The sequence below is a fragment of the Pseudomonas sp. 10S5 genome (assembly GCF_035019745.1).
GTDB lineage: Bacteria > Pseudomonadota > Gammaproteobacteria > Pseudomonadales > Pseudomonadaceae > Aquipseudomonas.
This window is the reverse complement of record NZ_JASJVL010000014.1, coordinates 17,098-43,591: the sequence shown is the minus strand read 5'-3', so window position 1 is coordinate 43,591 and position 26,494 is coordinate 17,098. Positions and strand designations below refer to the sequence as shown.

23 protein-coding genes and 3 pseudogenes are annotated in these 26,494 nt (G+C 54.5%); 14 read left to right on the top strand and 12 right to left on the bottom strand.

All coding sequences use genetic code 11. The annotated features are described in order from the left end of the window. Window positions 1-9: 9 nt before the first annotated feature. Window positions 10-705 (bottom strand): heavy metal response regulator transcription factor, encoded by a 696-nt coding sequence (locus QN378_RS16080; protein ID WP_322201927.1) that lies wholly within the window; start codon window positions 703-705, stop codon window positions 10-12. Window positions 706-931: 226 nt separating this feature from the next. Between QN378_RS16080 and QN378_RS16075 the strand changes: the two genes are divergently transcribed. From QN378_RS16075 to QN378_RS16065, 3 genes are all read left to right on the top strand, one after another. Beyond that, window positions 932-1,537: a hypothetical protein gene (locus QN378_RS16075; RefSeq protein WP_322201929.1), complete on the top strand. Its 606-nt coding sequence runs from the start codon at window positions 932-934 to the stop codon at window positions 1,535-1,537. A gap of 98 nt (window positions 1,538-1,635) precedes the next feature. Then, window positions 1,636-2,244 (top strand): cytochrome b/b6 domain-containing protein, encoded by a 609-nt coding sequence (locus tag QN378_RS16070; protein WP_322201931.1) that lies wholly within the window; start codon window positions 1,636-1,638, stop codon window positions 2,242-2,244. Continuing rightward, a complete protein-coding gene (locus tag QN378_RS16065) occupies window positions 2,237-3,004 on the top strand; it encodes a molybdopterin-dependent oxidoreductase (RefSeq protein WP_322201933.1) in 768 nt (255 codons plus the stop codon). Before QN378_RS16070 ends, QN378_RS16065 begins: the two co-directional genes overlap by 8 nt. A 98-nt stretch (window positions 3,005-3,102) precedes the next feature. On the opposite strand, the gene efeO (QN378_RS16060) is transcribed toward QN378_RS16065, so the two are convergent. The 5 genes from efeO (QN378_RS16060) to QN378_RS16040 all read right to left on the bottom strand — a co-directional run bounded on the left by efeO (QN378_RS16060) (window position 3,103) and on the right by QN378_RS16040 (window position 8,268). Then, window positions 3,103-3,924 carry an iron uptake system protein EfeO gene (gene efeO / locus QN378_RS16060; protein WP_323550929.1) on the bottom strand — a complete coding sequence of 274 codons (822 nt, stop codon included), beginning with the start codon at window positions 3,922-3,924 and terminating at the stop codon, window positions 3,103-3,105. A 29-nt stretch (window positions 3,925-3,953) separates the two neighbouring features. Further along, window positions 3,954-5,264, bottom strand: coding sequence for an iron uptake transporter deferrochelatase/peroxidase subunit (gene efeB / locus QN378_RS16055; RefSeq protein WP_323550930.1), 1,311 nt, complete (start codon window positions 5,262-5,264; stop codon window positions 3,954-3,956). A 42-nt stretch (window positions 5,265-5,306) separates the two neighbouring features. Then, window positions 5,307-6,515, bottom strand: coding sequence for an iron uptake system protein EfeO (gene efeO / locus QN378_RS16050; protein ID WP_322201939.1), 1,209 nt, complete (start codon window positions 6,513-6,515; stop codon window positions 5,307-5,309). Between the two features lie 8 nt (window positions 6,516-6,523). Then, the gene (efeU, locus tag QN378_RS16045) at window positions 6,524-7,390 is read right to left on the bottom strand and encodes an iron uptake transporter permease EfeU (protein ID WP_322201941.1); all 867 of its coding nucleotides are present in this window, start codon (window positions 7,388-7,390) and stop codon (window positions 6,524-6,526) included. Between the two features lie 335 nt (window positions 7,391-7,725). Continuing rightward, the gene (locus tag QN378_RS16040; protein ID WP_322201943.1) at window positions 7,726-8,268 is read right to left on the bottom strand and encodes a cytochrome b; all 543 of its coding nucleotides are present in this window, start codon (window positions 8,266-8,268) and stop codon (window positions 7,726-7,728) included. A 502-nt stretch (window positions 8,269-8,770) separates the two neighbouring features. Between QN378_RS16040 and QN378_RS16035 the strand changes: the two genes are divergently transcribed. Continuing rightward, complete coding sequence (locus QN378_RS16035) at window positions 8,771-9,910, top strand: hypothetical protein (RefSeq protein ID WP_323550931.1); 1,140 nt, start codon at window positions 8,771-8,773, stop codon at window positions 9,908-9,910. 31 nt (window positions 9,911-9,941) lie between these two features. Here QN378_RS16035 and QN378_RS16030 read toward each other — a convergent pair whose 3' ends face one another. Together QN378_RS16030 and QN378_RS16025 are read right to left on the bottom strand one after the other, a co-directional pair. Next, window positions 9,942-10,448 carry a DUF4142 domain-containing protein gene (locus QN378_RS16030; protein ID WP_322201947.1) on the bottom strand — a complete coding sequence of 169 codons (507 nt, stop codon included), beginning with the start codon at window positions 10,446-10,448 and terminating at the stop codon, window positions 9,942-9,944. A 108-nt stretch (window positions 10,449-10,556) separates the two neighbouring features. After that, window positions 10,557-10,652: pseudogene (locus QN378_RS16025) on the bottom strand (general stress protein); the annotation flags it as partial. 272 nt (window positions 10,653-10,924) lie between these two features. Here QN378_RS16025 and QN378_RS16020 point away from each other — a divergent pair. Next, complete coding sequence (locus QN378_RS16020; RefSeq protein WP_322201951.1) at window positions 10,925-11,842, top strand: DUF72 domain-containing protein; 918 nt, start codon at window positions 10,925-10,927, stop codon at window positions 11,840-11,842. A 153-nt stretch (window positions 11,843-11,995) separates the two neighbouring features. Further along, entirely contained in the window at window positions 11,996-13,237 is a 1,242-nt protein-coding gene (gene clsB / locus QN378_RS16015) for a cardiolipin synthase ClsB (RefSeq protein WP_323550932.1), read from the top strand. Window positions 13,238-13,272: 35 nt separating this feature from the next. On the opposite strand, the gene QN378_RS23645 is transcribed toward clsB, so the two are convergent. The 4 genes and pseudogenes from QN378_RS23645 to QN378_RS16005 all read right to left on the bottom strand — a co-directional run bounded on the left by QN378_RS23645 (window position 13,273) and on the right by QN378_RS16005 (window position 15,717). Continuing rightward, window positions 13,273-13,410 (bottom strand): hypothetical protein, encoded by a 138-nt coding sequence (locus QN378_RS23645; protein ID WP_416350635.1) that lies wholly within the window; start codon window positions 13,408-13,410, stop codon window positions 13,273-13,275. Window positions 13,411-13,454: 44 nt separating this feature from the next. Beyond that, a pseudogene (locus QN378_RS23640) lies at window positions 13,455-13,704 on the bottom strand (methyl-accepting chemotaxis protein); the annotation flags it as partial. A gap of 123 nt (window positions 13,705-13,827) precedes the next feature. Further along, window positions 13,828-14,589: pseudogene (locus QN378_RS23635) on the bottom strand (PAS domain-containing protein); the annotation flags it as partial. A 228-nt stretch (window positions 14,590-14,817) separates the two neighbouring features. Further along, a complete protein-coding gene (locus tag QN378_RS16005) occupies window positions 14,818-15,717 on the bottom strand; it encodes a MurR/RpiR family transcriptional regulator (RefSeq protein ID WP_323550933.1) in 900 nt (299 codons plus the stop codon). A 285-nt stretch (window positions 15,718-16,002) separates the two neighbouring features. On the opposite strand from QN378_RS16005, the gene QN378_RS16000 reads away from it, so the two are divergent. The 8 genes from QN378_RS16000 to QN378_RS15965 all read left to right on the top strand — a co-directional run bounded on the left by QN378_RS16000 (window position 16,003) and on the right by QN378_RS15965 (window position 26,319). After that, on the top strand, window positions 16,003-17,940 hold the full coding sequence (locus tag QN378_RS16000; RefSeq protein ID WP_323550934.1) for a bifunctional 5-dehydro-2-deoxygluconokinase/5-dehydro-2-deoxyphosphogluconate aldolase: 1,938 nt from the start codon (window positions 16,003-16,005) through the stop codon (window positions 17,938-17,940). A 78-nt stretch (window positions 17,941-18,018) separates the two neighbouring features. Then, window positions 18,019-18,942 carry a myo-inosose-2 dehydratase gene (iolE, locus tag QN378_RS15995; RefSeq protein WP_323550935.1) on the top strand — a complete coding sequence of 308 codons (924 nt, stop codon included), beginning with the start codon at window positions 18,019-18,021 and terminating at the stop codon, window positions 18,940-18,942. Next, a complete protein-coding gene (gene iolB / locus QN378_RS15990; protein WP_323550936.1) occupies window positions 18,939-19,748 on the top strand; it encodes a 5-deoxy-glucuronate isomerase in 810 nt (269 codons plus the stop codon). The genes iolE and iolB overlap by 4 nt, the downstream gene beginning before the upstream one ends. A gap of 24 nt (window positions 19,749-19,772) precedes the next feature. Next, window positions 19,773-21,290: a CoA-acylating methylmalonate-semialdehyde dehydrogenase gene (locus QN378_RS15985; protein ID WP_322201963.1), complete on the top strand. Its 1,518-nt coding sequence runs from the start codon at window positions 19,773-19,775 to the stop codon at window positions 21,288-21,290. 35 nt (window positions 21,291-21,325) lie between these two features. Beyond that, window positions 21,326-22,138 (top strand): TIM barrel protein, encoded by an 813-nt coding sequence (locus QN378_RS15980; RefSeq protein WP_322201965.1) that lies wholly within the window; start codon window positions 21,326-21,328, stop codon window positions 22,136-22,138. A gap of 111 nt (window positions 22,139-22,249) precedes the next feature. Beyond that, window positions 22,250-24,187 (top strand): 3D-(3,5/4)-trihydroxycyclohexane-1,2-dione acylhydrolase (decyclizing), encoded by a 1,938-nt coding sequence (gene iolD, locus QN378_RS15975; RefSeq protein ID WP_322201967.1) that lies wholly within the window; start codon window positions 22,250-22,252, stop codon window positions 24,185-24,187. Window positions 24,188-24,224: 37 nt separating this feature from the next. After that, window positions 24,225-25,235, top strand: coding sequence for a Gfo/Idh/MocA family oxidoreductase (locus QN378_RS15970; RefSeq protein WP_322201968.1), 1,011 nt, complete (start codon window positions 24,225-24,227; stop codon window positions 25,233-25,235). A 64-nt stretch (window positions 25,236-25,299) separates the two neighbouring features. Continuing rightward, window positions 25,300-26,319 carry a Gfo/Idh/MocA family oxidoreductase gene (locus QN378_RS15965; protein WP_323550937.1) on the top strand — a complete coding sequence of 340 codons (1,020 nt, stop codon included), beginning with the start codon at window positions 25,300-25,302 and terminating at the stop codon, window positions 26,317-26,319. Window positions 26,320-26,494 lie beyond the last annotated feature (175 nt).

Genomic DNA, 26,494 nt, shown 5'->3' with positions numbered 1-26,494 from the left:
CGCGCAGAGTCAGGGATGGCTGGCGTCGGGCGCGCACGGTCGTACCTCGCAGACGTAACCGATGCCACGCACGGTATGAATGAGTTTTACCGGGTAGGGCAAATCGATTTTGCTACGCAGTCGTTTGATTGCTACATCCACCACGTTGGTGTCGCTGTCAAAATTCATGTCCCAGACCTCTGAGGCTATTTGCGCCCGGGACAATACCTCGCCCTCGCGGCGCAATAGAAGATGCAGCAGTGCAAACTCTTTGTTGGTCAGCACGATAACCTGTTGCTGACGGGTGATGCGACGGCGTAAGAGATCCAGTTCAAGATCGGCGATATGAAAATGGTCCGGCTCGCGGACTACGCCTCGGCGCAGCACAGTGCGAATGCGCAGCAGCAGTTCGGTGAAGGAGAACGGCTTGATCAAGTAATCGTCTGCACCCAGTTCAAGCCCGCGAATACGGTCTTGCAACTGATCTCGGGCAGTCAGGAACAATACCGGCACATCTTGTTTAGCGCGCAGCACTTCTATGATCTGCCAGCCATCAATGCCTGGCAGCATGACGTCAAGCACAATCAAATCGTAACGCTGTTCCAAGGCCATATGCAGGCCGTCGGCGCCATGTTGCGCCCAGTCGACTTTATAGCCGGACTCGCCAAGGCCTTTCTTTAGGTACTCGCCGGTTTTGGTGTCGTCTTCAATCAGCAAAATGTGCATCGTTTGGCTCCTTCCAACGAGGCGCGTTGGGCATGACCGACGGGTTTTGCGGATATCAAACACGCGGCGGTTCCGGAGTTTAACCAAGTGCCGGACGGGCGTTGGTGACATTTTTGTCATCCGGTTCCAGGCAGCGGCAAATGACAAAAATGTCATTTGCCAGTCATGGTACAGAGCCGGTTCGGGGGGGATGATGATTGCCAATTCACCACAACCAGGTAATGACATGAAGAATGCACTGTCCACTACATTTGGCCTTCTTTTGCTTAGCGCGGCCGTCATGGCTCAAGCAGCAGACATGCCGGTCGTCAAACCAATGCGCGGTACCATCGATAGCGTGCAGGCCAATACCTTGAATTTTACCGACCGGGCTGGCAAGCATGAGTCCATCGCGCTAACCGATAAAACAGCGATTCGGGTGATTTCAAAAACTGGCCTGGATTCGATAAAACCTGAGAGTTTCGTTGGCTCAGCGGCTACCGCTCAGCCAGACGGCACCTTGAAAGCGTTGGAAGTAACGGTCTTCGAACCCAGCCTGAAAGGCAGCGGCGAAGGTCACTACGGTTGGGAAAATGCTGATGGCAGCACCGGCACCATGACCAATGGCACCGTGGGTAAACTGTCCACTACCAACGGCCGTACCATGACCGTTATGTACAAAGGCGGCGAGAAGCAACTGGTTGTGCCGGATGACGTGCCTATCGCGTATGTTCAGCCAGGTGAGCGTGCCCAACTGGTTGCCGGTGCCAAGATCGTTGTGTTCCCGGGCGAAGACGGTAAAACCGCACGCGGTGTTGCAGTTGGCAAAAACGGTTTCGCGCCACCGATGTAATGACTGCTCAGCCAGCACGATGGCTCCTACAGGCCTATTCTGTAGGAGCCAACTTATTGGCGAAGCCATTTTCAAAGTTCCCCCCCCCGGAGGCAGTCATGAGCACTCGACGTATCCACCCCTGGCCAGTGCGACTCACGCATTGGCTGAACGCGATGGGCATGGTTGGCATGTTCATGAGTGGCTGGGGGATCTATAACGCATCGCCGCTTTTTCCCTTCAGCTTTCCCCGCAGCATCACCTTGGGCGGTTGGCTCGGTGGCTCAATTGGCTGGCATTTAGCAGTGATGTGGCTACTGGTGATCAACGGTCTGGCCTACATGTTGTATGGCGTGTTCAGCCGCCATTTCAAAAGCGATTTATTGCCCGTCACCCCCAGCGCGGTAAAACGCGACTTCATCGACGCTCTGCGTTTTCGTCTGGCGCACCAACACGGGCGTTATAACGCAGTGCAGCGCTTGTCCTATTGGATCGTGATGGCGCTGGGGGTGTTGGTGGTCTTGTCTGGGTTATCCATTTGGAAACCGATACAGCTTCAGGTGCTGGCCAACCTGTTCGGCGGATACGACTTCGCTCGCTACGTACACTTTGGCGCCATGGCCGGGATCGGCGCGTTTGTCGTCGTTCATTTGGTGCTGGTGCTGTTGGTTCCGCGCACCTTTATGCCGATGATTACCGGCGGTACCCGGGAGAATTCCAATGACTGACCCTAAGCAACGCCCCCCTCGCATCATTCTAGAGCCGGCGCAGCAGACGCAATTATTCAAAATTCAACGTCGCTCTTTCCTGCGTGCTGGCCTGACCCTCGGCGCAGTGTCGATGCTTACCGGTTGCAACTTTGAAGGCGACGACGCCGTGGATAAAACCCTCTGGGCCATGTCGCGCTGGAACGACCGTGTTCAAGCCTGGCTGTTCAGCGGGCAACGCCTGGCGCCCACTTACGATAAGTCGAAAGTCACCAACCCGTTTCCGTTTAATGCTTTTTATGCCGAATACAACGTCCCCGAAATAGACCTGTCGACTTATAGCCTGGCGGTGTCCGGGTTGGTGCGGGATAAACAAGCCTGGTCTCTGGACGGTTTGCGCAAATTGCCGCAACGCACCGATGTGACGCGGCTGATTTGTGTCGAGGGCTGGAGTGCGATCGGGCAGTGGGGCGGGGTGCCGTTGCGGACCTTTCTTGAGCACATCGGTGCAGACACCACGGCCAAGTTCGTAGCATTCAAATGCGCAGACAAGTATTACTCAAGCCTGGACATGCCCACCGCGTTGCATCCGCAGACTTTGCTGGCGCTGGACTTTGGTGAAGTGGCACTGCCTCCAGATTATGGTTATCCGTTGCGAGTGCGGGTACCCACTAAGCTAGGGTTCAAAAATCCCAAACATATCGTCGAGCTGGTTGTGACGAATGAGTACCAAGGTGGGTATTGGGAAGATCAGGGTTATAACTGGTTTAGCGGGAGTTGATACTAAGCTTGCCGCATCTACTTCGGGTCTGACTGCAGAAAGGTAGACCGGAAGTCTGGATCGGCTGCATCCAAAAACAGAATGCAGCCTGTCGGAACTTAGTTCAGACCCAACTTGCCACGTAATGTGGACAGGTCTTCTGCAAGGGTGTTAACCGGACCAACCATTGCCCTACGGTCTTTGGCGCTCACTTTGTCATACGTCTCATAACCGCCGTCCTTTGTTTTGTACTTGGCCAGGATTTTATTGACCGAAGCGAAGTTTTTATCGACCTTGGCAGCGAAGGCCTTGTCTTGCTGTTCAATTTGCGCGTGGAACAGGTCGACGATTTTTTTCGCCCCGTTGACATTGCCTTCGAAGTCATAAAGGTCTGTGTGGCTGTACCGGTCTTCTTCGCCAGACAACTTGGTATTGGCAACTTCTTCCATTAATGCAGCAGCACCGCCAACGACTTTTTCAGGCTGGAACGTCAGATCGGCTGCGCGGGTTTGCAGTTCTTTTATGTCGTTATTCAGTTTTTCAGCCAAGTCGCTGAGGCCATCGGTCGTATTCTTGGCAAACAGGGCATATTCGATGCGGTGGAAGCCAGTGAAGTCGGGGGCATCTACGTTGTCAGCGTGGTCATCGACACGAGAGTCGATGGACTTGTCGAGGTCGTCAAACAGTTCGGCGACAGGCTCTATGGATTCGTACGAAACGCGGGTTGTCGGGTACAACTTCCTGGCGGTAGCCAGGTCGCCTTTTTTGATGGCGTCGGTGAACTTCTGGGTATCAGCGGCCAGAATGTCCAGCTGTTCGATAACGTAGATTTTGTAGTCGGAAACAGGCCCCACCAAATCCAGCGGCGCCGTTGCCGCGAAAACGAATGGAGTCTGGAGCAAGCCAAGGGTAAACATCATTACGAACGGCGATTTTTTCATGGGGTATTTCCGGGTAGGTTTGTTATGAGTCATGCACTTTTTGCCGATGTGGAAGCGGCAAGCAGCGAACGACCTATGTAGTCCTGAGTACTGACAACACCAGGCAGGGTGAAGAAGTAACCGCCGCCAATAGGCTTGAGGTACTCCTCCAGCGGCTCGCCGTTGAGGCGGGTCTGCACGCTGATGAAACCTTTTTCCAGATCAGACTGGTAACAGATGAACAGCAGGCCCATGTCGAGCTGGCCGTTTTTGCGCACGCCGTTGGAATAGTTAAACGGGCGACGCAGAATACGATTGCGTTCGGTAGCGGCAGTACGCGGATTAGCCAAACGGATGTGAGAATCCATAGGGGTCACCTTGCCATCGGGGTCGGCAGCATATTGAGGTTCGTCGCTCTCTCGCTTGCCATCCAGAGGGGCGCCGGTGACCTTGTGCCGGCCAAAAATCGTTTGTTGTTCCTGCAGCGGCGTCCGGTCCCAGCGTTCAACGAAGTTGCGGATAATCCGAACTGCTTGGTAACTGCCGTTCTCGGTCCAACTAGGCTCATCGGAATCGGGTTGCACCCATACCAGGACGTCCATGGCTTTTTGGTCGTTGGAATCAGGGTTGGCCGAGCCATCGCGAAAACCGAGAAAGTTGCGTGCGCTTTCGGCCGGTTGGCCCGGTTTGAGCGGCGGTTGCGCTGGCACGGTACCTTCCTGCTTCCAACGCACTGACAGTAAATCCGGCGTGTTCTTCACAATGTCGCGCAGGGCGTGGATATTGCTGTCCGGGGTATTGGCGCAGAATTGAATACTCAGGTCACCATGGCAGCAATCAGGTTCCAGAGCGTCGTTGGGGAAGCCGACCATTTCAATAAGGCGCCTGGGCTTGATTGCTGCAAGACCGAAACGCCCATCGAATAAAGAGGCGCCTACGGACACTGTGACCGTCAGGTTGTCTGGAGTCACCACCGGGCCGAGGATGCCCGAATCTGTGGGTGGAAACTTGGCGTCGATCTGAGGCACGGCGCCACCGGTCATCAGAAATGCGATGCGTTCGTTCAACGTACGAAACAGGCGCTCAAGGTCTTCACGATCAGTGGCCAATACGTCGAACGACACCAGCATGCCGGCAGCCGGGCGCGGGGTAACTATTCCGGTTTGATGACGCCCGTAGAAGTCGTGGTGATCATGGGTCTGCTCGCTGAGTGGTGCTTCGGTCACTTTTGCCTGAGTGGCTGCCAAAACGTTGCCGCTCAAGCTGCCACCGGCCAACGCAGCACCTGCCGCGCCAAGACCCATAAGCACTCGGCGGCGTTGAACTGACTCTGGAGCATCGGTGTTCTTTAAATCCTTCATGGGATACGTCTTCGCTTTAATTCAAAATCGAGAGGCCGGTGTTCAGAGATCCGATAGACCTAGTGCCGGATCAATTCCAGCGAGCGCATCGGCTAACGTCTGGGCCTTGGCTGATACCTGCTGACGCTGGTCGGCCGAGACTTGGTCGTACGGGCGGAAAACGCCGTCAATGCTGAACTCCTTGAGTTGCTCATCCAGTGCGGCGGTGGCGCTGTCGATGCGCTGTAAAAGGTCGAGGTGAGACATGACCAACAGCGGCCGCATCAGCTCGATCACCTTTCGGGCGCCGTCCAGGTTGGCAGCAAAGCCATTCAGATCGCTGTGGCTGTAACGTTCTTCTTCACCGTTGCTGCGAAGGTCTGCGAGGCTGCGCAGCGTGTGAATGACGCCGCCGACCAGTTGCTCGGGCTGCATTGATTGCGCCAGCATTTGTTGCTTGAGACGGGTGACGTCAGCTTGTAGCTTCTGCACCACTGGGCTCAGCCCTTCAACGGTATGTTGGTCGAACAGGCTGTACTCGATGCGGTGGAAGCCACCGAAATCGGGGTCTTGCTCGCGTTTCTCGTAGTAATAGGCTCGGGCATTGACGGCGTTATCGACTTCGGAAAACCGCTGGGTTGCAGGTGCAATGTGCTGATAGGCAGCGCGGGCGGGCAGATAGGCTGCTTGCGCCTGGCTCAAATCGCCGGCATCGACAGCGGCTTGCAACGCAGTAATCGCCTTGAGCAGCGCCGAGCTTTGCAGGCTCAGGTACACCCGGTATTCCGACAGCGGTCCGAGGAACGCAACCAGAGTGGGCTTGGCCTTGGCGAAGGCGTCGGAAGCGGCGGTCGGAATTACCTTCATGGTGCCATGCGGATTACTGAGCAAACCGCAGGTAATGGTGTAGTCACCAGGCTTGAGGTTGGCGTTGATCACTGCACTTAAACCGGGCGCAATATTCTCGCGCTCTTCGAGGACCATAACGCCGTCGAGGATTTCCCATTCAACCGCACGTTCTGAACGGTTAACGATACGAAACGTAGTTCGTCCTGCCGGGACGCTCAACGCATTCGGCTCACAGTTATGAGGGTGAATGGTGACTATTACTTCAGCGCTGCTACTGGCCTGACGCTTGTGCATCGCGGCCTGAGACGCGTAGTAAAACAGCCCGCCGGCCGCGATCATAACGACCACAGAGCCAGCGACCGCCAATCGCAAGACGTGGGCAGGCTTGGCTTTCTTAGGAAGCCCAGAGGGAAGATTCGACATGGGTGCCCTTATTTATTCGTTAGACAAGAGGGGTGTTGATGATGTCCAGGCTTGGTTGGCAGGCTAGCCGCCCGTGGTTGCGGCAGAAAAAACAGCACCAGGGCGGCGATCAGGTAGATCCAATAAACGCTGAGCGTGCTGATCGTTGGGGCGTCCTGATAACCAAACATGCCGGCTAACACCGATCCCAGCGGCCCATCCATTGGTAACGTAGCGCTAATATCGAAGACCACGGTCTGTAAGTGATTCCACAGCCCGGCTTCATGCATCGCTCTCACGGAGGTGGACAGGATGCCGGCAGCGACCACCAGAATAAACAGGCCGGTCCAGCGGAAGAACAGACTCAGGTTCAAACGCATGCTGCCGCTGTAGATGGCGAAACCCGCTCCAATTGCAAGGAGCATTCCCAAAAGGGCGCCTATCGGTGCTCCTGCGCTGTCGCTCTGCTGGAACACCGCCATCAGAAAAAATACGGTTTCCAACCCTTCACGTGCCACGGCAAAAAACACCATGGCAATTAGTGCATAGATTTGGTTTTTCGAATTGGAGAGTGCCGCGTCAAGCGACGCGTGCAAGGCATGCTTGATTGAGCGCGCCACTTTGCGCATCCAGAAGACCATGGAGCTCAGGATCACGACCGCAATCATGCCGACGATACCTTCAAACATTTCCTGCTGACGCTGCGGAAACTGCGCGCTCATTATTTCCAGACCACCCCCGACCATCAGGGCCAGCGCCAGAGCGAGAAATACTCCGATCCAGACGCCCGGCATCCACTCGCCACGCCCGGTTTGCTTTACGTAACTGGCGATGATGCCAACGATAAGTGCGGCTTCAATGCCTTCGCGCAGCATAATCAGAAAAGGAACAAGCATGTTTCACCACGTAATTCAGGAAGGTGACTTTAATGCGCAGCGCCGGTAACGCGCATGCCAATTAGTAACATAATGATACTCATTATCGATTAGAGCCAGCTTTTTTTGATATCAGCGTGATTTCGCCGTTGTAGGGAAGGTTGGGGGTCTAATGCATGGGGGCGATAGGCAGTGGAGACTGTAGAGCGGTGAGCGTGATACTGAATCGGGCTAGCAGTGCCCTGATCGCATTGGTGATCAGGGCTGCTTTATTGGGCGGGCTGGCTTCTGTACCAATGTTAAAAGCTGATCGGGTCTAAACAGGTTGCGCCCGGGATGAAAATGGTTGTATGCGCTTAAACCATGCGTTTCACGGTGTCGTCACGCCGCACAAAGTGATGCCAGAGTGTCGCTATGATGTGCAAGCCAATCACGTAATAAAAAATCGTCCCGAGCAATACATGCAACTCCTCAAGTGAGTCGGCGGTGGGTTGCGATAGGGCGAACGGCGAAGGTATTGACAGGGATGTCAGCGGAATAGGCACACTGCCGTCGCCCAGCCATACGCTAAACAAACCTAACAGCGGCTGAGCAAATAGAAAGGCATACAGCGCGTAATGCGACAAATTCGCAATGATCTGAAGAGTGCCTTGCAGCGGTGGGGTAATTTTAGGAGGGGCGTTGCGGCGACGCTCGGCGACGCGGAAAAAAGCCATTAGTAAAATCAAGATTCCGACCCAGAAATGAGTCTGGGTCACGAACATTTTTGGGTCAGAACCTTTGGCGAACTGACTTCGACTAAGGATCAGGATGTATGCCAGAACGATCAGCGCAGCCATCACCCAGTGTAACCAGCGGGCTTTGGCGCTGTAGCGCGGGGTAAGCAAAGGTTGATTCACAGTAGATTCCTTGGTCAATTATTTATGCAAAACGTGTGTATGCGCGAAATCGCGACGACTAACGTCAAGACCACCATGACAGGAAAACTGTCCGAACAAAAAGCGCAGCGGCCCTCTAGCGTTTTTTTTATGACGAACCTCCCGTAGCTCCGCTCAATTGGATGATATTTCTAAGCACAAATCTATTTCTATATTTTATTCCCGACAGTTTTATCAGCATGCGAATCAACATCATTTAAAGTTTTTTTATAGCAATTAATACTTAAAAATCATTTTGTCTGCTTTGACATTCACAGCCATTGGATCCAAGCTTTTAACGTTTCCTCGAATTTATTGGACAATCGGCATAGCCTTAATAGAAGCAAGCTAGCATTTTTGGTTATAAGCGTCGTATATAACCACCATGGATGAAAATTGCAGTGATCCATCGTTGCTGTTTGATTGATTCAATTAGACATTTTCGGGAATTTACTTCTTTCCGCAACGTGAGCGAAAAAAAACCATGGACAGAAAGAAAGTTCTCATCGTGGGTGCTGGAAATCTATGCTTTCAACTGCTTCAGATGTTGGCGCTTCGCAACAATTTTCACCTATATGTGGCCAGTCGTAATCTGGAAAAAACCACCCGGCTTTGCAATTTAGTACAGCTGACGACCTTGCAACTTGAGGTGATGAGTTCGATTACCGCTGTTGAGGCGGACCTTAACGATATCTATAAGGTAGCCGATGTTCTTACCCGGATCAGGCCCGATGTCATTGTTAACTGCGCTTCATTGCACTCACGGCAGACAATTGACGAGCTACCTAGGTGTTATGGGTATGAGCTTGGGCTATCGCAACCAGGGCCTTGGTTACCGATGCACCTTGCTCCTGCTTACGACTTGATGCGAGCGGTCAAGTTGTCAGGGTCTCGGGCAATAACCGTCAATGCGGCGTTTCCTGATGCCGTTAACGCGGTATTGGATAAAGCCGGCTTGGCACCGGTGATAGGAGTGGGAACCGCAGCTAATATGGTTCCGGCTGTGCGCATGGCAATTGCGACGATGGCCTCGACCCCTGTCGATCAGGTTCAGGTCAAAATCGTCGGTAAACATTATTTCAGCCATTATCTACCGCAGGCGATGCTGCAAAAGCCGAGCGTTTGTAAGCTCTCCTACCGGATTGGCGGCATGGAATGCTCAGGGCGGTTTTCAGATTCGGAGATTTTCCAGTGCGCCTTCGTGAACTTTCGTCACACCGGCGGGGTAGCCGGCCAGTCGCTTACGGCGGCTTCGGCGTTGACGGTGATTAACAGTATTGTTTCCTTTGACGAGGTAGAAGCTCACGCACCTGGTCCCAATGGCTTACCAGGAAGCTATCCTGTTCGGATCGGCATGGGCAAAGTATTGCTTTCGCTGCCTCATGACGTTTCCCGCAACGACGCCATTAGTATCAATAATAAATGTCAGACCCGGGACGGGATTCACTCAATAAACGCCGACGCTAGTGTCAATTTTGAGCGTGAACCCATGTCGATTATGGAAACGCTATTGGGCTTTTCTATGCCTCATATGAAGTTGCAGGATGTTCATCAATGGTCAGACGAGCTGGGCCGCAAATACTGCGATTTTGCGAACCACGCCAAGCGCGCGGTCCGCAGTTGAAAGGCGTCAGCGCGACGCGCTCGAACAGAGATTATTTGTTGTACTTGGCCTGTAACTGCTTGGCCATCTTCAAGTGATCCTGAAGCGTTGGTAAAGCTGCTTTAGCAAAAGCGGTCAGTTCTGGCGTTTTCGAGGTCTTGATTTCGTCCTGGAACAACTTGATGGTCGCTTGATGAGCCTTTACCTGGTTGGTGGTGTAAGCCTTATCGAAAGACCCGTCACGGTAGTTAAGAATCATCTTCTTGGCCTTGTCCATCATCTCGGCATCGCTGGCTGTTTTCAGGTTAAGCCCGGTGGCGATAGCGGCCAGTTTTTGATTAGCGTCGGTATGATCGGTGATCATCATCTGTGCAAAACTTTTAACGTCTGCTGATTTAGATTTATCCATGGCCAGTTGGCTAGTTTGGATTTCCGCCATGCCCTTGGCTGAAGCCTCTTCAACGAAAGTTTCGGGGGCCCCCGCATAAGCAGAAACCGTGGCTAAACTTAGCAGTAAGGCCAGGCCGGTGGCGCCAAGGGTGTGAGCATGTAGTTTCATAAGTTCCATACCTCAAGCCAATAAGGACCGCAGTCTCAAAAAAGGACGGGGATGATCCCGCCCTTTTTATACATAAAAAATAAATAAACAGCCCTTCCAAGCGCTTATTTATTTATGCCCGCTCGAACTTCCGCCCTTTTTTCCGGCTTCGGAAGCCTTTTCACGATCATTGGCAAAGTTGCCACCCGAGCCGCTGCCTTTTTTGTTGGTATCAGATTGTTTGCTATCGCCAGCTGGTTTTTTGCTGTTTGGCATGATCAATCAACCTCGAATGTGGAGTCGGTAACGAGGATTAGCCCTCGTCAATGTGTGAAGTCGTTCAGCGAAAATGGTTTAAACATTTAGCCGGGCAGCCGATAGACGGTATAGGGCGAATTTGCTGAATCGATTTCACTACTGGAACGAGTGATATTCGTTGAACCCGCGCGGATTACAGGTTTCATACGGGATGATATCGGACACTGAGTATCGGACAGATGAGCGAGATTCGCATCGGTATTTCTGGGTGGCGTTACGTGCCTTGGCGGGGTGATTTTTATCCCGAAAAACTGACTCAAAAAAATGAGCTCAAATTTGCTTCCCGCGCTGTGAACAGTATTGAAATAAACGGTTCATTCTATTCCTTGCAGTCGCCGGACCTTTACTCCCGTTGGGGGGCCGACGCCCCCGACAACTTTGTATTCAGCATTAAAGGTCCGCGATTTATCACCCACGTTCGACGCCTTGACGAAGTTGAAATACCGGTGGCTAATTTCTTCGCTTCTGGCATCTTTCAACTCAAACAGAAATTAGGCCCGATTCTTTGGCAATTTCCCCCTTCATTTAAATTCAATGTAGAAAAATTCGAACATTTTTTGTCATTACTGCCGCATACCACGATGCAAGCTAAGGCCTGCGCGAAACAATGTGATGAGCGTATGAAAAAACCTGATTATCTGGATATACCCAGTACTGGGACCGTGCGTCATGCCGTGGAAATACGAAACGCGAGTTTTGCCACCGATGAATTTATCGCGCTGTTACGCAAATACAATGTGGCGTTAGTGGTCGCGGATACGGCGGGCAAATGGCCCTACCTGGAAGACCTCACCAGCGATTTCGTCTACCTGCGGTTGCACGGCGAAAAGGCACTTTATGAAAGCGGCTATACGCCGGCTGCGATCACGCGTTGGGGCGATCGTATCGACGCTTGGCATCGGGGGACGCAGCCCAAAGATGCACACTTGGTCAGCACCAAGAGCGCACTCAAGCGAAAAGCTCGCGATGTTTATTGCTATTTCGATAACGACATCAAGGTCCGCGCGCCGTATGACGCTCGTAAACTGCTCGAACGGTTTGGCTTGGCAGAGGGGCTTGAAGTGGCGCCAGGTGATATGCGAGGCGTTAATTTTTAGTCGTTTCACCCTATTGCGCAGGCAGGGCTGGCCTGTGCTGATGCGACTGGATCGGATTTCTGCGCCATGCTACGACCTATTTAACCAAGGCCCTGATCATCGGCCTTGGTCCCATCTTTCTGGCCGCGCGCCATCGGCGGTGGAGGTGCGTTTGTGAAACTCTCCTGTGCCCAATATCAATGGCGTGACGGTAACTCAGCGCAGTTGCTAATCAATGGCGAAGATTTTTTCGCCCAAGTAGTTGATTGCATTCGGGCCGCGCGAAAAGAGGTACTGCTAGAAACGTTCATCATCGTTCAGGACCGGGTAGGAGAAGCATTACAGCAGGCGTTGATCGAGGCGGCTTTGCGCGGTGTACGGGTAGTGTTAACGATGGACGATTACGGCACCTCGGATTTGAATCCGGAGTTTTTGGCACAACTTCTCCGTGCCGGGGTGCGTGTGGAGTTGTTCGGCCAGCGCTCGCAAATGCTGGGTAAACGGACTCAGCTGTTTTACCGCTTGCATCGCAAAATTGTGGTAATCGATGCAGAACTGGCCCTGATTGGTAGCCCCAACTATAGCCTTGATCACATGAGCGACACTGGTCCGACAGCCAAGCAAGATTACGCATTGTTGGTACGCGGCCCCGTGGTTGCGGACATCTATCAGTCCAGCCTGAGCCTTGTCAGGTCCGCAACGCGTGGGGCAATGAGACCCTTGCACGTCGTTCAGCATCAGACTGGCAGTGCCCGGATGCTGTTAGCCGTTCGCGACAATACAGAGCACACCGCCGACATTGAAGAGCAATACATGCTGGCGATTCGAAATGCCAACCAGCGGGTCACTATTGCCAATGCGTGTTTTTTTCCCAGTTATCGATTTTTGCGAGAACTGCGAAACGCGGCGCGCCGTGGGGTCAAAGTGAATCTGATCTTGCAGGGGCAACCGGACCTGCCCCTGGTTCGGATGTGCTCGCGCATGCTGTATGCCTACCTGCTGCGTGAGGGCGTGATCCTCCACGAATTCACGCAACGGGTGCTACACGGTAACGTGGCGTTGATTGATCAGGAGTGGTCCACCGTGGGCTCAAGTAATCTTGACCCTTTGAGCCTGTCATTGAACCTTGAAGCGAACCTGTTCATCCGTGATCAGGCTCTTAACCAGAAATTGCACAAACACTTGCGTGAATTGATGTTGACACAATGTCGGCAAGTAACGCTTCAGCAGGCCAGACGCCGGGAGTGGTGGCGTGCTCCGTTGATTTTTCTGTGCTTTCACTTCCTGCGGCATTTTCCAGCCGTCGCCGGTTTGCTACCCGCACACGCTTTGCGGCTCAAACCGTTAAGCGTGGCAGGATCTGCGGTTGAGTCGGCACCGCAAGTCAGACAGGATGATCGCGAAGAATCGTTGTGAACAGTTAAGCCTGTCCGTTACGTTCACCCTCAATCTCAACTCATTTCCTGGCGAGCAAACATCTTCACTGCCGCCACAGCTTCGCTGGCGCCAGCGCTGATCTGCACAATGACCGATCCCGCCTGGTCGGCCAGTTCAACACCGCGGCTGGCAGTCGACCGCGTATTGTCCATGCTGCTAATGGCCAACTGGGTTTCGGTCTAGATGACTTGGATCATCTCCGAAATTTCCGCTGTTGAGCGGCTGGTACGCGCTGCCAGTTGGCGCACTTCGTCGGCGACCACCGCGAACCCGCGTCCTTGATCACCGGCCCGCGCAGCTTCGATAGCGGCGTTGAGGGCCAGCAAGTTGGTCTGGTCTGCAATGCTGCGAATCGTGTTGACGATGGCGGTAATCTGATTCGAGCGCTCACCCAGTTGGGCAACGATTCGAGAGGAGTCTTCAATATTTAGCGATATTTGGCGCATTTCACTCGCCGCTTGTTGAATGACTCGGGTGCCTACCTCCGCGACCTTCTGAGTTTCAATAGAGATGTGATAAGCCTGAGCGGCGCTACGGGCGTCTTGCTCGTGTTTTACAACTCGGTCGGTGATGTCAGATGCAAACTTGACCACTTTGTTCAGATTGCCGCGGGCGTCATATACCGGGTTATAGCTAGCTTCCAGCCAAACGGTCTGACCATGTTTGTCCATGCGCTTGAACTGTCCGCTGAAAAATTCACCTTTGTTCAGCCTGCGCCAGAATTCTTCGTAGTCGGTTGAGTTGATGACCTCGGGTGGGCAGAACATCCGGTGGTGTTTGCCTTTTAATTCGCTGAGGCTATAGCCCATCCGCTTCAGGAAGTTTTCGTTAGCGGTCAAAATTTGTCCACTGGGCTCGAACTCAATCTCAACCATCGCGCGATCGAAAGCCTGAAGTTTGTTTTTTGTTTCGTTTTCGGTTTGAATTTTCTCAGTTACATCCATGGCGTACTTGACGATTTTAACCACTTTGCCAGATGCATCCTTAACCGGACTATAGCTCGCTTCAAGCCAGACCGGCTCGCCGTCACCCGCAACCCGAAGGAAGGTCGACGTCACGAAATCACCGGCCCTTAAACGCGCCCACAGTTGAGCATAATCACTGCTACGCACATATTCAGGTGTGCAGAAATGCCGATGTTCTTTACCGATCAGATCCTCTTTACGATAGCGCATGGTGTTTAAAAAGTTTTCATTGGCGCTCAAGACAACGCCATTTAAGTCGAACTCAATACTTGCCATAGAGCGATCGATGGCTTGTAACAAACTCGTCTGTTGAGCAATGACATGCTGCAGATCCTGTATAACTTTTTTATGTGCGTTGAATAGCATGCTGAACTCGACTCAGGAAAACGGTAGGGAGGTAACAAGTTCCTGGTACATGGTCAACCGGGCGGAGTGCGGCCTACTGCGTTGCCTGTCGCAAGAAAGCTATCATACGTGCGGTTCTACAAAAATCGCCATGATTAGTTGTACAAAAAAACAACTCTGTACAACTGAATATGCGTTTGAATAGTTTTCTAATGTTTGGAATAGGTTGAGTGCCGCGTACGGGTGTAATTAATCATCAAACCCAACCTGCTCGTGTATTTGATCAACCTTCAACTCCAGTCGATAGGCGACCGCTATGAATAATGCCTGACACAAGCACAGCGTTGCACTGAGCGAGCGGAATGCAAAGGAACTGCCTTCGTTAACCAGTAATACTGCGTTGGCGCGTTTGGCCAACGGCGAAAGGTTGCTGTCTGTAATGATCAAGGTCTTGGCCTGATTGTGTTGAGCGATTCGCAAGCAATGCTGTGTTTCTTTGCCGTATGGGGTAAAGCTAATGGCGATTACCAAATCGTTGGCGCGTACGCTGCGCATCTGCTCGCGGTAGCTGCCACCTAAACCGGAAATCAGATGGATGCGTTTGTTGGTGTGTTGCAGGTTGTACACCAAGTAGTCGGCCACCGCGAAAGAACGGCGCACCCCAACCACGTAAATATTGTCAGCGTTAACGACTAAATCTACCGCTGTGTCGAACACTACGTCGTCCAACTCGGCGCCCAACCGTTCCAACCCGGACAGCGTCGCATTCACGCACTCGCGCGCAAGATCTCCACCGCTGGCTTTTTGCGACTTATTGGCGATCATGTTGCGGATTCGCTGTTGGTAGTTTTGTGCAGGCGTGGTTTTGTGGGTGTAGGCCTCACGAAACAACGCTTGCATTTCGCTGAAGCCACTGAAGCCAAAGCGTTGGGAGAACCGCACGATCGCTGATGGATGAACTTCGCATTCGCGGGCAATATCGCTGATCCGGTCAACCATGATCCGGTCGCTTTGCTGAGTCATATAGGTCGCGATACGTTTGAGCTGACGCGGCAAGCTCTCGTATTCGGTGGTGATCAGCTTGAGCAGGCTTTCAGCATTCAAAGGCGTATCGGCACTGGTTACTGTCTGCTGATCGATGCTGGACATACGGTGGTTCCTTCTCAGACTTGTTCTTATAAGGCGCGGCCGGACAGGCGAGGCGCCCATGCCCCTGACAATGGACGGCTTAGTTTACAGGGCTGGCTATTTATAGCCTCGCCTCTTTAGGACCATGTGCTGTTCCATTACATATTAATGGAAAAAATATTCCACATAAATAATTTATAGAATAAATATTGATTGACGCCACGAGACGTTCTAGTCTGCATCTACCCAAAGCGATGCGCGCGCCCTCGCGTGAATCGCAGGCTGATAAAAATAATAGGAGCCAGCATGGTTCAGACACGTTTTTCCACTGGTCGTCCATTGGATCTGATCTGCCTCGGACGTCTCGGCGTTGATCTATACGCGCAGCAGGTCGGTGCGCGACTTGAAGACGTCAGCAGCTTCGCCAAATACCTCGGCGGCTCTTCCGCAAACATAGCCTTTGGCACCGCCCGCCTGGGTCTCAAATCAGCCATGATTAGCCGAGTCGGCGACGACCACATGGGACGCTTTCTGATCGAGTCATTGGTGCGTGAAGGCTGCGACGTCAGCGGCATAAAAACCGACCCGGAACGACTTACTGCCATGGTGTTGCTGGGCCTCAAGGACCGCGAAACATTTCCGTTAGTGTTCTACCGTGAAAACTGCGCCGACATGGCGCTGCGTAGTGAAGACATTAGCGAAGCCTATATTGCCTCCAGCAAAGCCCTGCTGATTACCGGTACACATTTTTCGACCGAGCCCGTGTTCAAGGCCAGCAGCCAGGCGCTGGACTATGCGGAAAAACACAACGTCAGACGTATCCTCGATATCGACTACCGACCGGTGTTGTGGGGGTTGGCGAGCAAGTCTGATGGCGAGACCCGCTTTGTTGCCGACCAAAAAGTCAGCCAGCACGTGCAGCGTATATTGCCGCGCTTCGACCTGATCGTCGGCACTGAAGAAGAGTTTCTGATCGCAGGCGGTGGCACAGACCTGCTCAGCGCATTGCGCAAAGTGCGTGACCTGACCGCCGCAACCTTGGTGGTGAAACTGGGCCCGCAGGGTTGTACCGTGATTCACGGGGCGATTCCTGATCGTTTGGAGCACGGCGACATTTACCCCGGTGTTCGGGTCGAAGTCTTGAACGTATTGGGCGCAGGTGATGCGTTCATGTCGGGTTTTCTCATGGGCTGGCTGGACGAGGCTAGCGATCAACGCTGCTGCCAATTAGCCAATGCCTGCGGTGGGCTGGTGGTATCGCGCCACGCTTGTGCGCCGGCCATGCCGACCCTGGCGGAACTGGATTACCTATTTAACAGCAAGGAGCCAATCACGCGCCCGGATCAAGACGCCGTGCTGCAACGACTGCATCAGGTCAGCGTGCCGCGCAAGCAATGGAAGCCACTGTTTATTTTCGCCTTCGACCATCGAGGACAACTGGTGGAACTGGCGCAGAAAGCCGGACGGGATCTGGACAGCATTGCTCAGCTCAAGCAGTTGTTTATTCAGGCGGTAGAGCGGGTTGAAGTGGATTTGCGCCAGCGGAGGATCGACGCCGACGTTGGGTTGCTGGCTGATCAGCGCTTCGGTCAAGATTCACTCAACAGCGCCACCGGGCGCGGCTGGTGGATTGCTCGTCCGGTGGAAGTGCAGGGCTCGCGACCGCTGGCGTTTGAACACGGCCGTTCCATCGGCAGCAATTTGCTGGCCTGGCCTAAGGAACAGATCATCAAATGCCTGGTGCAATTTCATCCCGACGATGAGCCGTTGCTGCGTTTGGAGCAAGAAGCCCAACTCATGGGCTTGTACCGCGCTGCGCAAACCAGCGGTCATGAATTGTTGCTGGAAGTCATCCCGCCAAAGGATCACCCCTCAACCCATCCCGATGTGCTCTATCGCGCGTTGAAACGCCTATACAACCTTGGAATTTTTCCGGACTGGTGGAAAATCGAGTCACAGACCGCCCAAGTGTGGCAACAGCTAGATGAGTTGATCAGCGAGCGCGATCCGTATTGCCGCGGCGTTGTGTTGCTGGGCCTCAATGCGCCGGCTGAAGCGCTGGCCGAAGGATTTAAACAAGCTAGCCGTAGCCGCTGTTGCCGGGGGTTTGCCGTTGGCCGGACGATTTTCCAAGAGCCCAGCCGCGCCTGGATGGCGAACGAAATCGATGACGCGACACTGATAAGCCACGTGCAACGTACGTTCACGTTCTTGATCGAATCCTGGCGCGAGGCGAGAGCCTGATGCGGTCGCGATGACTGAGCTGAGTCGTTCATCCAGCCAAAACCAGCGTTTAGTTGATACCGACATACAGGTGCACCCATGCCCACTTCGAACACCCATTCAGCGATCCGGATCGGCATTAACCCGATTTCATGGAGCAACGACGATCTACCTGCACTCGGTGGCGAAACGCCGCTGAGTACTGCCTTGAGCGAAGGCGCGGAAATAGGCTACGAAGGATTTGAGCTCAACGGCAAGTTCCCTAAAGACGCCAAAGGCGTCGGCGATGTGTTGCGTCCCTACGAACTGGCGCTGGTCTCTGGCTGGTATTCCGGTCGTTTGGCGCGGCGTTCGGTGGTTGAGGAAATCGAGGCCATTTCCTCGCATGTGCAGTTGCTTGCAGAAAACGGCGCTACGGTTTTGGTATACGGCGAAGTCGCTGACTCAATTCAAGGGCAGCGCATTCCATTGGTCGAGCGACCACGTTTTTACAGTGATCGGGCGTGGCAGGAGTACGCCGACAAGCTAACCCAGTTGGCGCGTTTCACTTTATCCCGCGGCGTACGTTTGGCCTATCACCATCACATGGGCGCTTACGTTGAATCGCCCCAGGACATCGATAAGCTGATGGCCCTGACCGGCAGCGAAGTCGGCTTGCTGTTCGATTCGGGCCATTGCTACATGGGGGGCGGCGAGCCACTGCAGGTATTGAAAAAACATATCGACCGGATTTGCCACGTGCATTTCAAAGACGTACGCAAGCCAGTGGTGCAACTGGCGCGCAACCATTTGTGGAGTTTTCCGGACTGCATCATCAACGGTACGTTCACCGTGCCGGGCGATGGCGACATTGATTTCGCTGCTTTGCTCGACGTCTTGTTGGCCGCCCACTACACCGGCTGGCTGGTGGTAGAAGCCGAGCAAGACCCGGCGGTCGCGCCCAGTTATGCCTATGCCAAAAAAGGCTATGAGACCCTGCGCAGTTTGCTCGCCGATGCCCAACACAGGAGCGCTTGGTCATGAACCTGCTGGTGAAAAGTAACGCTGAAGGCCGCAACGTCGTTGCGCTGGCAGACGGTGCATTGGAGTACGTCGGCTTCGCCGCTTATCGTTTAAGTGTCGGTGAGAGTTTACCGGTCAGTGCCGGTGAGAAAGAACTGTGCCTGGTATTGCTTAGTGGCCGGGTTGATGTGACCGGCGAGGCGCCGGGGCAGGCCGCTTTCAAGTGGCAGAACATTGGCGATCGGCACTCGGTGTTCGAAGACAAATCGCCCTTCGCCGTGTACTTGCCGCCCTACAGTCAAGCTCAGGTGATCGCACTCAGCGCAGTACAAATTGCCGTGTGCTCCGCCGCCGGCGATGTTGCCAAGCAACTGCCGGCACGCTTGATCCGCCCTGAAAGCATGAAACGTAGCAGCCGAGGTAAAGCCGCTAATACCCGTTATGTGTGCGACATTCTTCCCGACACAGAGCCTGCGCATTCGCTGTTGGTGGTGGAAGTGCGCACGCCCTCCGGGCATTCGTCCAGCTACCCGCCCCACAAGCATGACCAGGATGACCTGCCCCACGAGAGCTTTCTTGAAGAAACCTATTACCATCAGGTCAACCCGCCGCAGGGCTATGTGTTTCAGCGGGTGTACACCGACGACCGCAGCATTGATCAAACTATGGCAGTGGAGAACAACGACTTGGTCACGGTGCCCAAGGGTTATCACCCGGTCAGCGTGCCCTATGGCTACGAGTCGTATTATTTGAACGTGATGGCCGGTCCAAAACGCGCCTGGCAGTTCCACAACGATCCCCAGCACAGCTGGTTATTGGATCTTTAAACCTATTCGATAAGGAACAGCGGCATGAGCAACACTCCGATTATTGGTCACTACATCAACGGCCAAGTGCTTACCGGCTCTGCTCAACGCGAAGGCAGCGAGCGCTACAGCAATGTGTTCAATCCGGCCACCGGCAAGGTGCAAGCGCAAGTCGCGCTGGCCAGCGCGAAAACCGTGGACGAGGCCGTGGCTTCAGCGTTGGCCGCGTTTCCGGCTTGGGCTGATCAATCGTCGCTACGCCGCGCACGCGTGATGTTCAAATTCAAAGAGCTGCTGGATCAACACCATGATGAGCTGGCAGCGATCATCAGCCGCGAACACGGCAAAGTGTTTTCCGACGCCAAAGGTGAGGTCACCCGTGGTATTGAAATCGTCGAATTTGCCTGTGGTGCGCCGAGCCTGTTGAAAACCGATTACAGCGATAACATCGGTGGCGGCATCGACAACTGGAACCTGCGCCAACCCCTGGGCGTTTGCGCCGGGGTCACGCCGTTCAACTTCCCGGTCATGGTGCCGCTGTGGATGATTCCCATGGCCTTGGTCACCGGTAACACTTTTATTCTCAAGCCTTCCGAGCGCGACCCTTCGGCCAGCCTGTTTATGGCGCGTCTGCTCAGTGAAGCCGGTTTGCCAGACGGTGTATTCAACGTGGTTCAGGGCGACAAAGCGGCCGTTGATGCCTTGCTGCAACACCCCGATATCGAAGCAATTTCGTTTGTCGGTTCGACACCCATTGCCGAATACATCTACCAACAGGGTACGTCGCGGGGCAAACGTGTACAGGCCTTGGGTGGGGCCAAAAATCATATGATCGTCATGCCAGACGCCGACCTCGATCAGGCCGCCGATGCCTTGATCGGTGCTGCTTACGGCTCTGCCGGCGAGCGCTGCATGGCGATTTCCATCGCAGTGGCGGTTGGTGACGTCGGCGACCAACTGATCGAAAAACTGCTGCCGCGCATCGACCAACTCAAGGTCGGCAACGGCATGCAACGCGACATCGACATGGGTCCGTTAGTCACTGGCGAGCATAAAAGCAAAGTCTTGAGCTTCATCGATCAAGGTGTAGAGCAAGGCGCGGAACTGATCGTTGACGGCCGCAACTTCAGCGTCCCGGGTGCCGAAGAGGGCTTCTTTGTTGGCGCTACGCTGTTCGATAACGTTACCCCTGAAATGACTATTTATAAGCAGGAAATTTTCGGTCCGGTGCTGGGCATTGTTCGGGTGCCGGATTTCGCCAGCGCTGTGGCGTTGATCAACGCCCATGAGTTCGGTAATGGCGTGTCGTGTTTTACCAGCGATGGCGGTATTGCGCGTGCGTTCGCGCGCACGATCAAGGTCGGGATGGTCGGGATCAACGTACCGATTCCGGTGCCTATGGCCTGGCATTCGTTCGGCGGTTGGAAGCGTTCGCTATTCGGCGATCACCACGCCTATGGCGAAGAGGGCATCCGCTTCTACAGCCGCTACAAAAGCGTAATGCAGCGCTGGCCAGACAGCATCGTCAAAGGTCCGGAGTTTGGTATGCCCACCGCTAAATAATCTGTCGTCCGCGTTCGTTTAGGAGAATAAAAATAATGAGCCATCCCCTGCGTTTCGCTCTGAATCGTATGGTTGCGCCACGTCTTTCGCTGTCGGAATTTATTGATCTGGCAGTAACGCTGAAAGCGGATGCGATTGAACTTCGCAACGACCTTAAGGGTATCGGAATCGAGGGCGGCACCCCGCCCGATAGCATCCGCGAACAGTGCCAGACCCACGGTATTCGGGTGTTGTCGATCAATGCGTTGTACCCGTTTGATGTCTGGAACGACGAGCGTCGGACGCAGGCGCTGAAGTTGGCGACCTTCGCACGGGACTGCGGCGCCGAAGCGTTGGTCTTGTGCCCGTTCAACGGCCCCTCCGATTTACGGACTGCCGGTGAGCGAACGCTGGGACTAAGGACCGCATTAAGTGAGCTAGCACCTATTTTGCGCGAGTACGATATCTTCGGCTTCGTCGAGCCGCTGGGTTTTCCGCAATGCTCGCTGCGTCTCAAACGTCAGGCCGTGGATGCCATAACCGCTACCGGTGGGCTGGATGTGTTTCGAGTCGTGCATGACACCTTTCACCACCATCTTGCGAACGAAAAAGAGTTCTTCGCTGACCTTACCGGGTTGGTACACATCTCCGGTGTCGAAGACCGTGATGTACCGCTGGCGGGGCTTCGCGACGGGCACCGGGTGCTGGTGGGTGAGGGCGATATTCTCGGCAATTCGATGCAGATTGATCGATTGCTGCGCGATGGCTACGTGGGGCATCTGTCCTTCGAACCTTTTGCTGACAGCGTTCACGAATTGGTGGATATCACGCAGGCGGTCGCGGCGAGCATGGCCTATTTACAGGGTTGAATATGCAGGCCTTTTCGCAGGCAAGCCTGCACCCACAACGGTCAGTGTCGAGCACTCCTGTGGGACCAGGCTGGCTGGCGAAAGTCGCCCATGGAACAAAGGGAATCAAACATGAAAACAACAAAATTAACCATGGCCCAGGCGCTGGTGAGGTTCCTTGATAACCAGTACGTGGAAGTCGATGGGGTTGAGAGCAAATTCATTGCCGGTATTTTTACGATTTTCGGCCACGGCAATGTGTTGGGTATCGGCCAGGCCCTGGAGCAAGACAGCGGACAATTAATCGTTCATCAGGGCCGCAATGAACAAGGCATGTGCCACGCCGCCATTGGGTTTGCGAAACAACACCTGCGGCGCAAGATCTACGCCTGTTCGTCCTCGGTCGGGCCGGGTGCCGCGAACATGCTCACGGCTGCCGCCACCGCCACCGCCAACCGAATTCCGCTCTTGCTGCTGCCCGGCGATGTGTACGCCAGCCGACAGCCGGACCCAGTGCTGCAACAGATTGAGCAGTTTCACGACTTGAGTATCAGCACCAACGATGCATTCAAAGCCGTCAGCAAATACTGGGACCGTATTAATCGCCCAGAACAGCTGATGAGCGCCGCTATTAATGCTATGCGTGTGCTCACCGACCCGGCCGAAACCGGCGCTGTGACCTTGGCCTTGCCGCAAGACGTGCAAGCTCAAGCTTACGATTACCCCGATAGCTTCTTGCAAAAACGCGTACACCGCATTGACCGACGCCCCGCCAGCGACGCCATGCTCGGCGATGCCTTGGCATTGCTCAAAGGCAAGCGCAAGCCGTTGTTAGTGTGTGGCGGTGGGGTGCGGTATTCCGGCGCAGCGGATGCATTGCAGGCATTTGCCGAGCGCTTTGATATACCGTTTGCCGAAACCCAGGCGGGTAAAAGTGCGATTGTTTCGGCTCATCCTTTGAATATGGGTGGTTTGGGTGAAACGGGCTCACTGGCAGCCAACATGCTGGCCAAAGAAGCGGACTTGATCATCGGCGTCGGCACCCGCTATAGCGACTTCACTACTGCCTCGAAATGGCTGTTCCAAAACCCCGACGTGCAGTTCCTAAACCTCAATGTCAGCGCCTTCGACGCGCAGAAGTTGGACGGTGTGCAGGTGTTGGCAGATGCCCAATACGCGTTGCTGGCGTTGACCGATGCGCTGAGCGACAGCGGTTATCGCTCGGCGTGGGGCGATCAACCACGCCAGGCGAAGGCGCAATTTGACGCCGAAGTGGACCGTATTTACGCAATTGAATACCAAAGCCGCGATTTCATACCGGAGATTAATGACCACCTTGACCCGGCCGTGCTGCGCGAATTCATCGAACTCACCGGTTCCTGCCTGACCCAAAGCCGCGTATTGGGTTTACTCAATCAGCGGCTGCCCAGCGACGCCGTGATCGTTGCTGCTGCCGGCAGTTTGCCGGGTGATTTACAGCGCGCCTGGCGTAGCACCGGGGTTCACAGCTACCACGTCGAGTACGGTTATTCCTGCATGGGTTACGAGATCAATGCCGCGCTGGGGGTTAAGCTCGCCGAGCCGCAGCGGGAGGTTTACGCGCTGGTGGGTGATGGCTCCTACATGATGCTGCATTCAGAACTGGCGACCTCGATTCAGGAACGTTGCAAGGTCAACGTGATCCTCTTCGACAACATGACCTTCGGGTGCATCAACAACCTGCAAATGGGACACGGGATGGACAGCTTCGGCACGGAGTTTCGCTTTCGCAATCCGGAAACCGGCAAGCTTGACGGCGATTTTGTTCCGGTGGATTTTGCCATGAGCGCTGCGGCCTACGGTTGCAAGACCTACAAGGTCAATACCGTCTTCGAGCTGGAAGCCGCACTGATTGATGCACAGAAGCAAACGGTCTCGACCTTGATCGATATCAAGGTTCTACCCAAGACCATGATCCACAAATATCTGTCGTGGTGGCGAGTCGGCGTGGCGGAAGTGTCGACCAAGGGCGCTACCGCTCAGGTGTTTAAAGCGCTCAGCCAGGAACTGGCGAAAGCCCGCAAATACTGACGACTCACTCCACGATAACGACTTTGGGAGCAGTGAAATGACATTGAAATTAGGCGTGATTGGCACCGGCGCAATTGGCCAGGATCACATTCGACGGTTGAGCCAAACCTTGTTGGGCAGCCAGGTTGTGGCGCTGACCGACATCAATCTCGACCAGGCCGCCAAAGTAGCACGCGACCTAGACCTGACCGCTGAGGTCTACCCCGATGGCCACACGCTGATAAACACGCCAGAGGTGGAAGCGGTGCTGGTGACGTCATGGGGCCCGAGCCACGAAGAATTCGTGCTGGCCGCCATTGCCGCCGGTAAACCCGTGTTCTGCGAGAAACCGTTGGCCGTCACAGCAGACGGCTGCCGACGAATCGTTGACGCCGAAATCGCCTACGGCAAGCGTTTGGTCCAGGTCGGTTTCATGCGCCCGTATGACGAGGGTTATCGCGCGCTGAAGACCGTGATCGACAGCGGGCAGATCGGCGAGCCGCTGATGCTGCACTGTGCTCATCGCAACCCCACCGTGGGCGAGAATTACAAAACTGACATGGCAATCACTGACACGCTGATCCATGAAATCGACGTGCTGCGGTGGTTGCTCGACGATGATTATGTCTCGGTGCAAGTAGTGTTCCCGCGCAAATCCGGCAAAGCCTTCGCGCACCTCAAAGACCCACAGATTGTCTTGCTGGAAACCGCCAAAGGCACGCGCATTGACGTCGAAGTATTCGTTAACTGCCAGTACGGTTATGACATCCAGTGTGAAGTCGTCGGCGAGACTGGCATTGCGCGCTTGCCGGAGCCTTCACAAGTCCAACTGCGCAGCGGCGCCAAAGTGTCCAATGCCATTCTGATGGACTGGAAAGATCGCTTCATTGCGGCTTATGACGTTGAGCTGCAAGCGTTTGTTGACAGCGTCCGCGCGGGCCAGGTCGGCGGCCCGTCCGCGTGGGATGGATACGCTGCTGCAGTTACTGCCGATGCCTGTATCGAAGCACAAAAAAGTGGGGCGATTGTTCCGGTGAGCTTGCCGGCCCGGCCGGCGTTTTATGCCTGACAGTGTGTGGACAACACGGACCTGCGAAGGCCACACCACCCCATTCGAATCAGAGGACATTTCAATGCGCATTGGATTAGTGGGATATGGCAAGGGCGGGCGATATTTTCATGCGCCGCTGATTGCCAGCATGCCGGGTGCCCGTTTTATCGGCGTTGTCACTCGTTCCCCCGAACGGCGCTTGGAGCTGGCGCAGGACAATCCTGACGTCTTGGCGTTCGACACGCTGGCGGCGCTGGTGGCCAACGGCATCGATGCGGTGGTGATTTCCACGCCGCTGGCCTCCCGTCGGGCACTGATCCTTGAAGCTATCGAGCTGGGCGTGGCAGTGGTCAGCGATAAACCGTTCGCCAACGACGCTGCCCAGGCCCGGGAATTGGTTGAGGCCGCTGAGCGACGCGGTGTGATGCTAAGCGTTTATCAAAACCGTCGCTGGGATTCGGATTTCCTGACCCTACGCAAGCTGATCGACAACGGCGTGCTCGGTGACATCATGCGTTTTGAATCCAGGGTGGAGCGCTATTCACCTAAATCAGTGGGCAAGGCCAGCGGTGGCGGAATGCTTCGCGATCTAGGCAGTCACCTGGTGGATCAGGCCCTGTTGTTGTTCGGTTCTGTGTCACGGGTGTACGCCGAACTGGATTTTGCGTCGGCAGACAACGAACTCGATCACGGCTTTTTTGTGTCGCTGACTCACGCAAGCGGTGTGGTTACGCACCTGTGGGGCAGTTGCTTGCAGAACTGTCCGGGGCCGCGCTTCAGGGTCAGCGGCTCAGCGGGTTGCTACAGTGTGGAAGGGTTGGACGGGCAGGAAGCGTCGTTGTTAGCCGGGCGGTCACCGAAAAGCGAAGGTGATAACTGGGGCGCTGAAGAACATCGACGCTGGGGTTGGTTCGAGCAAGGCCAGCAGCGCGAACGTATTCCTTCCGAACGCGGCTGCTGGAACGAGTTTTATCGGCAGTTGCAGGAAGCTGTTGCAGGTAAAGGCAAAAATCCGGTGGACCCGCGTGATGCGGTAGCGTGCTCAGTGGTGTTGGATGCGGCACGCTTGAGTGCGCAGTCGGGCACGGTGGTTGAGCTGTAGAAATCGCTTTTTGCAGGAGTTTTCGAAGGTGTGATTCTTCGTCAATCGCAACCTTGCGTAGCGCTTACAAATTTTGGGCATAAGCGAGCAGGGTGATAAAAATGAAAATAGAAATAAATTCTAAAACTAGTTGATATAGAAATTATTTTCCAATAAAGTCGTTCCTAGTTATCCA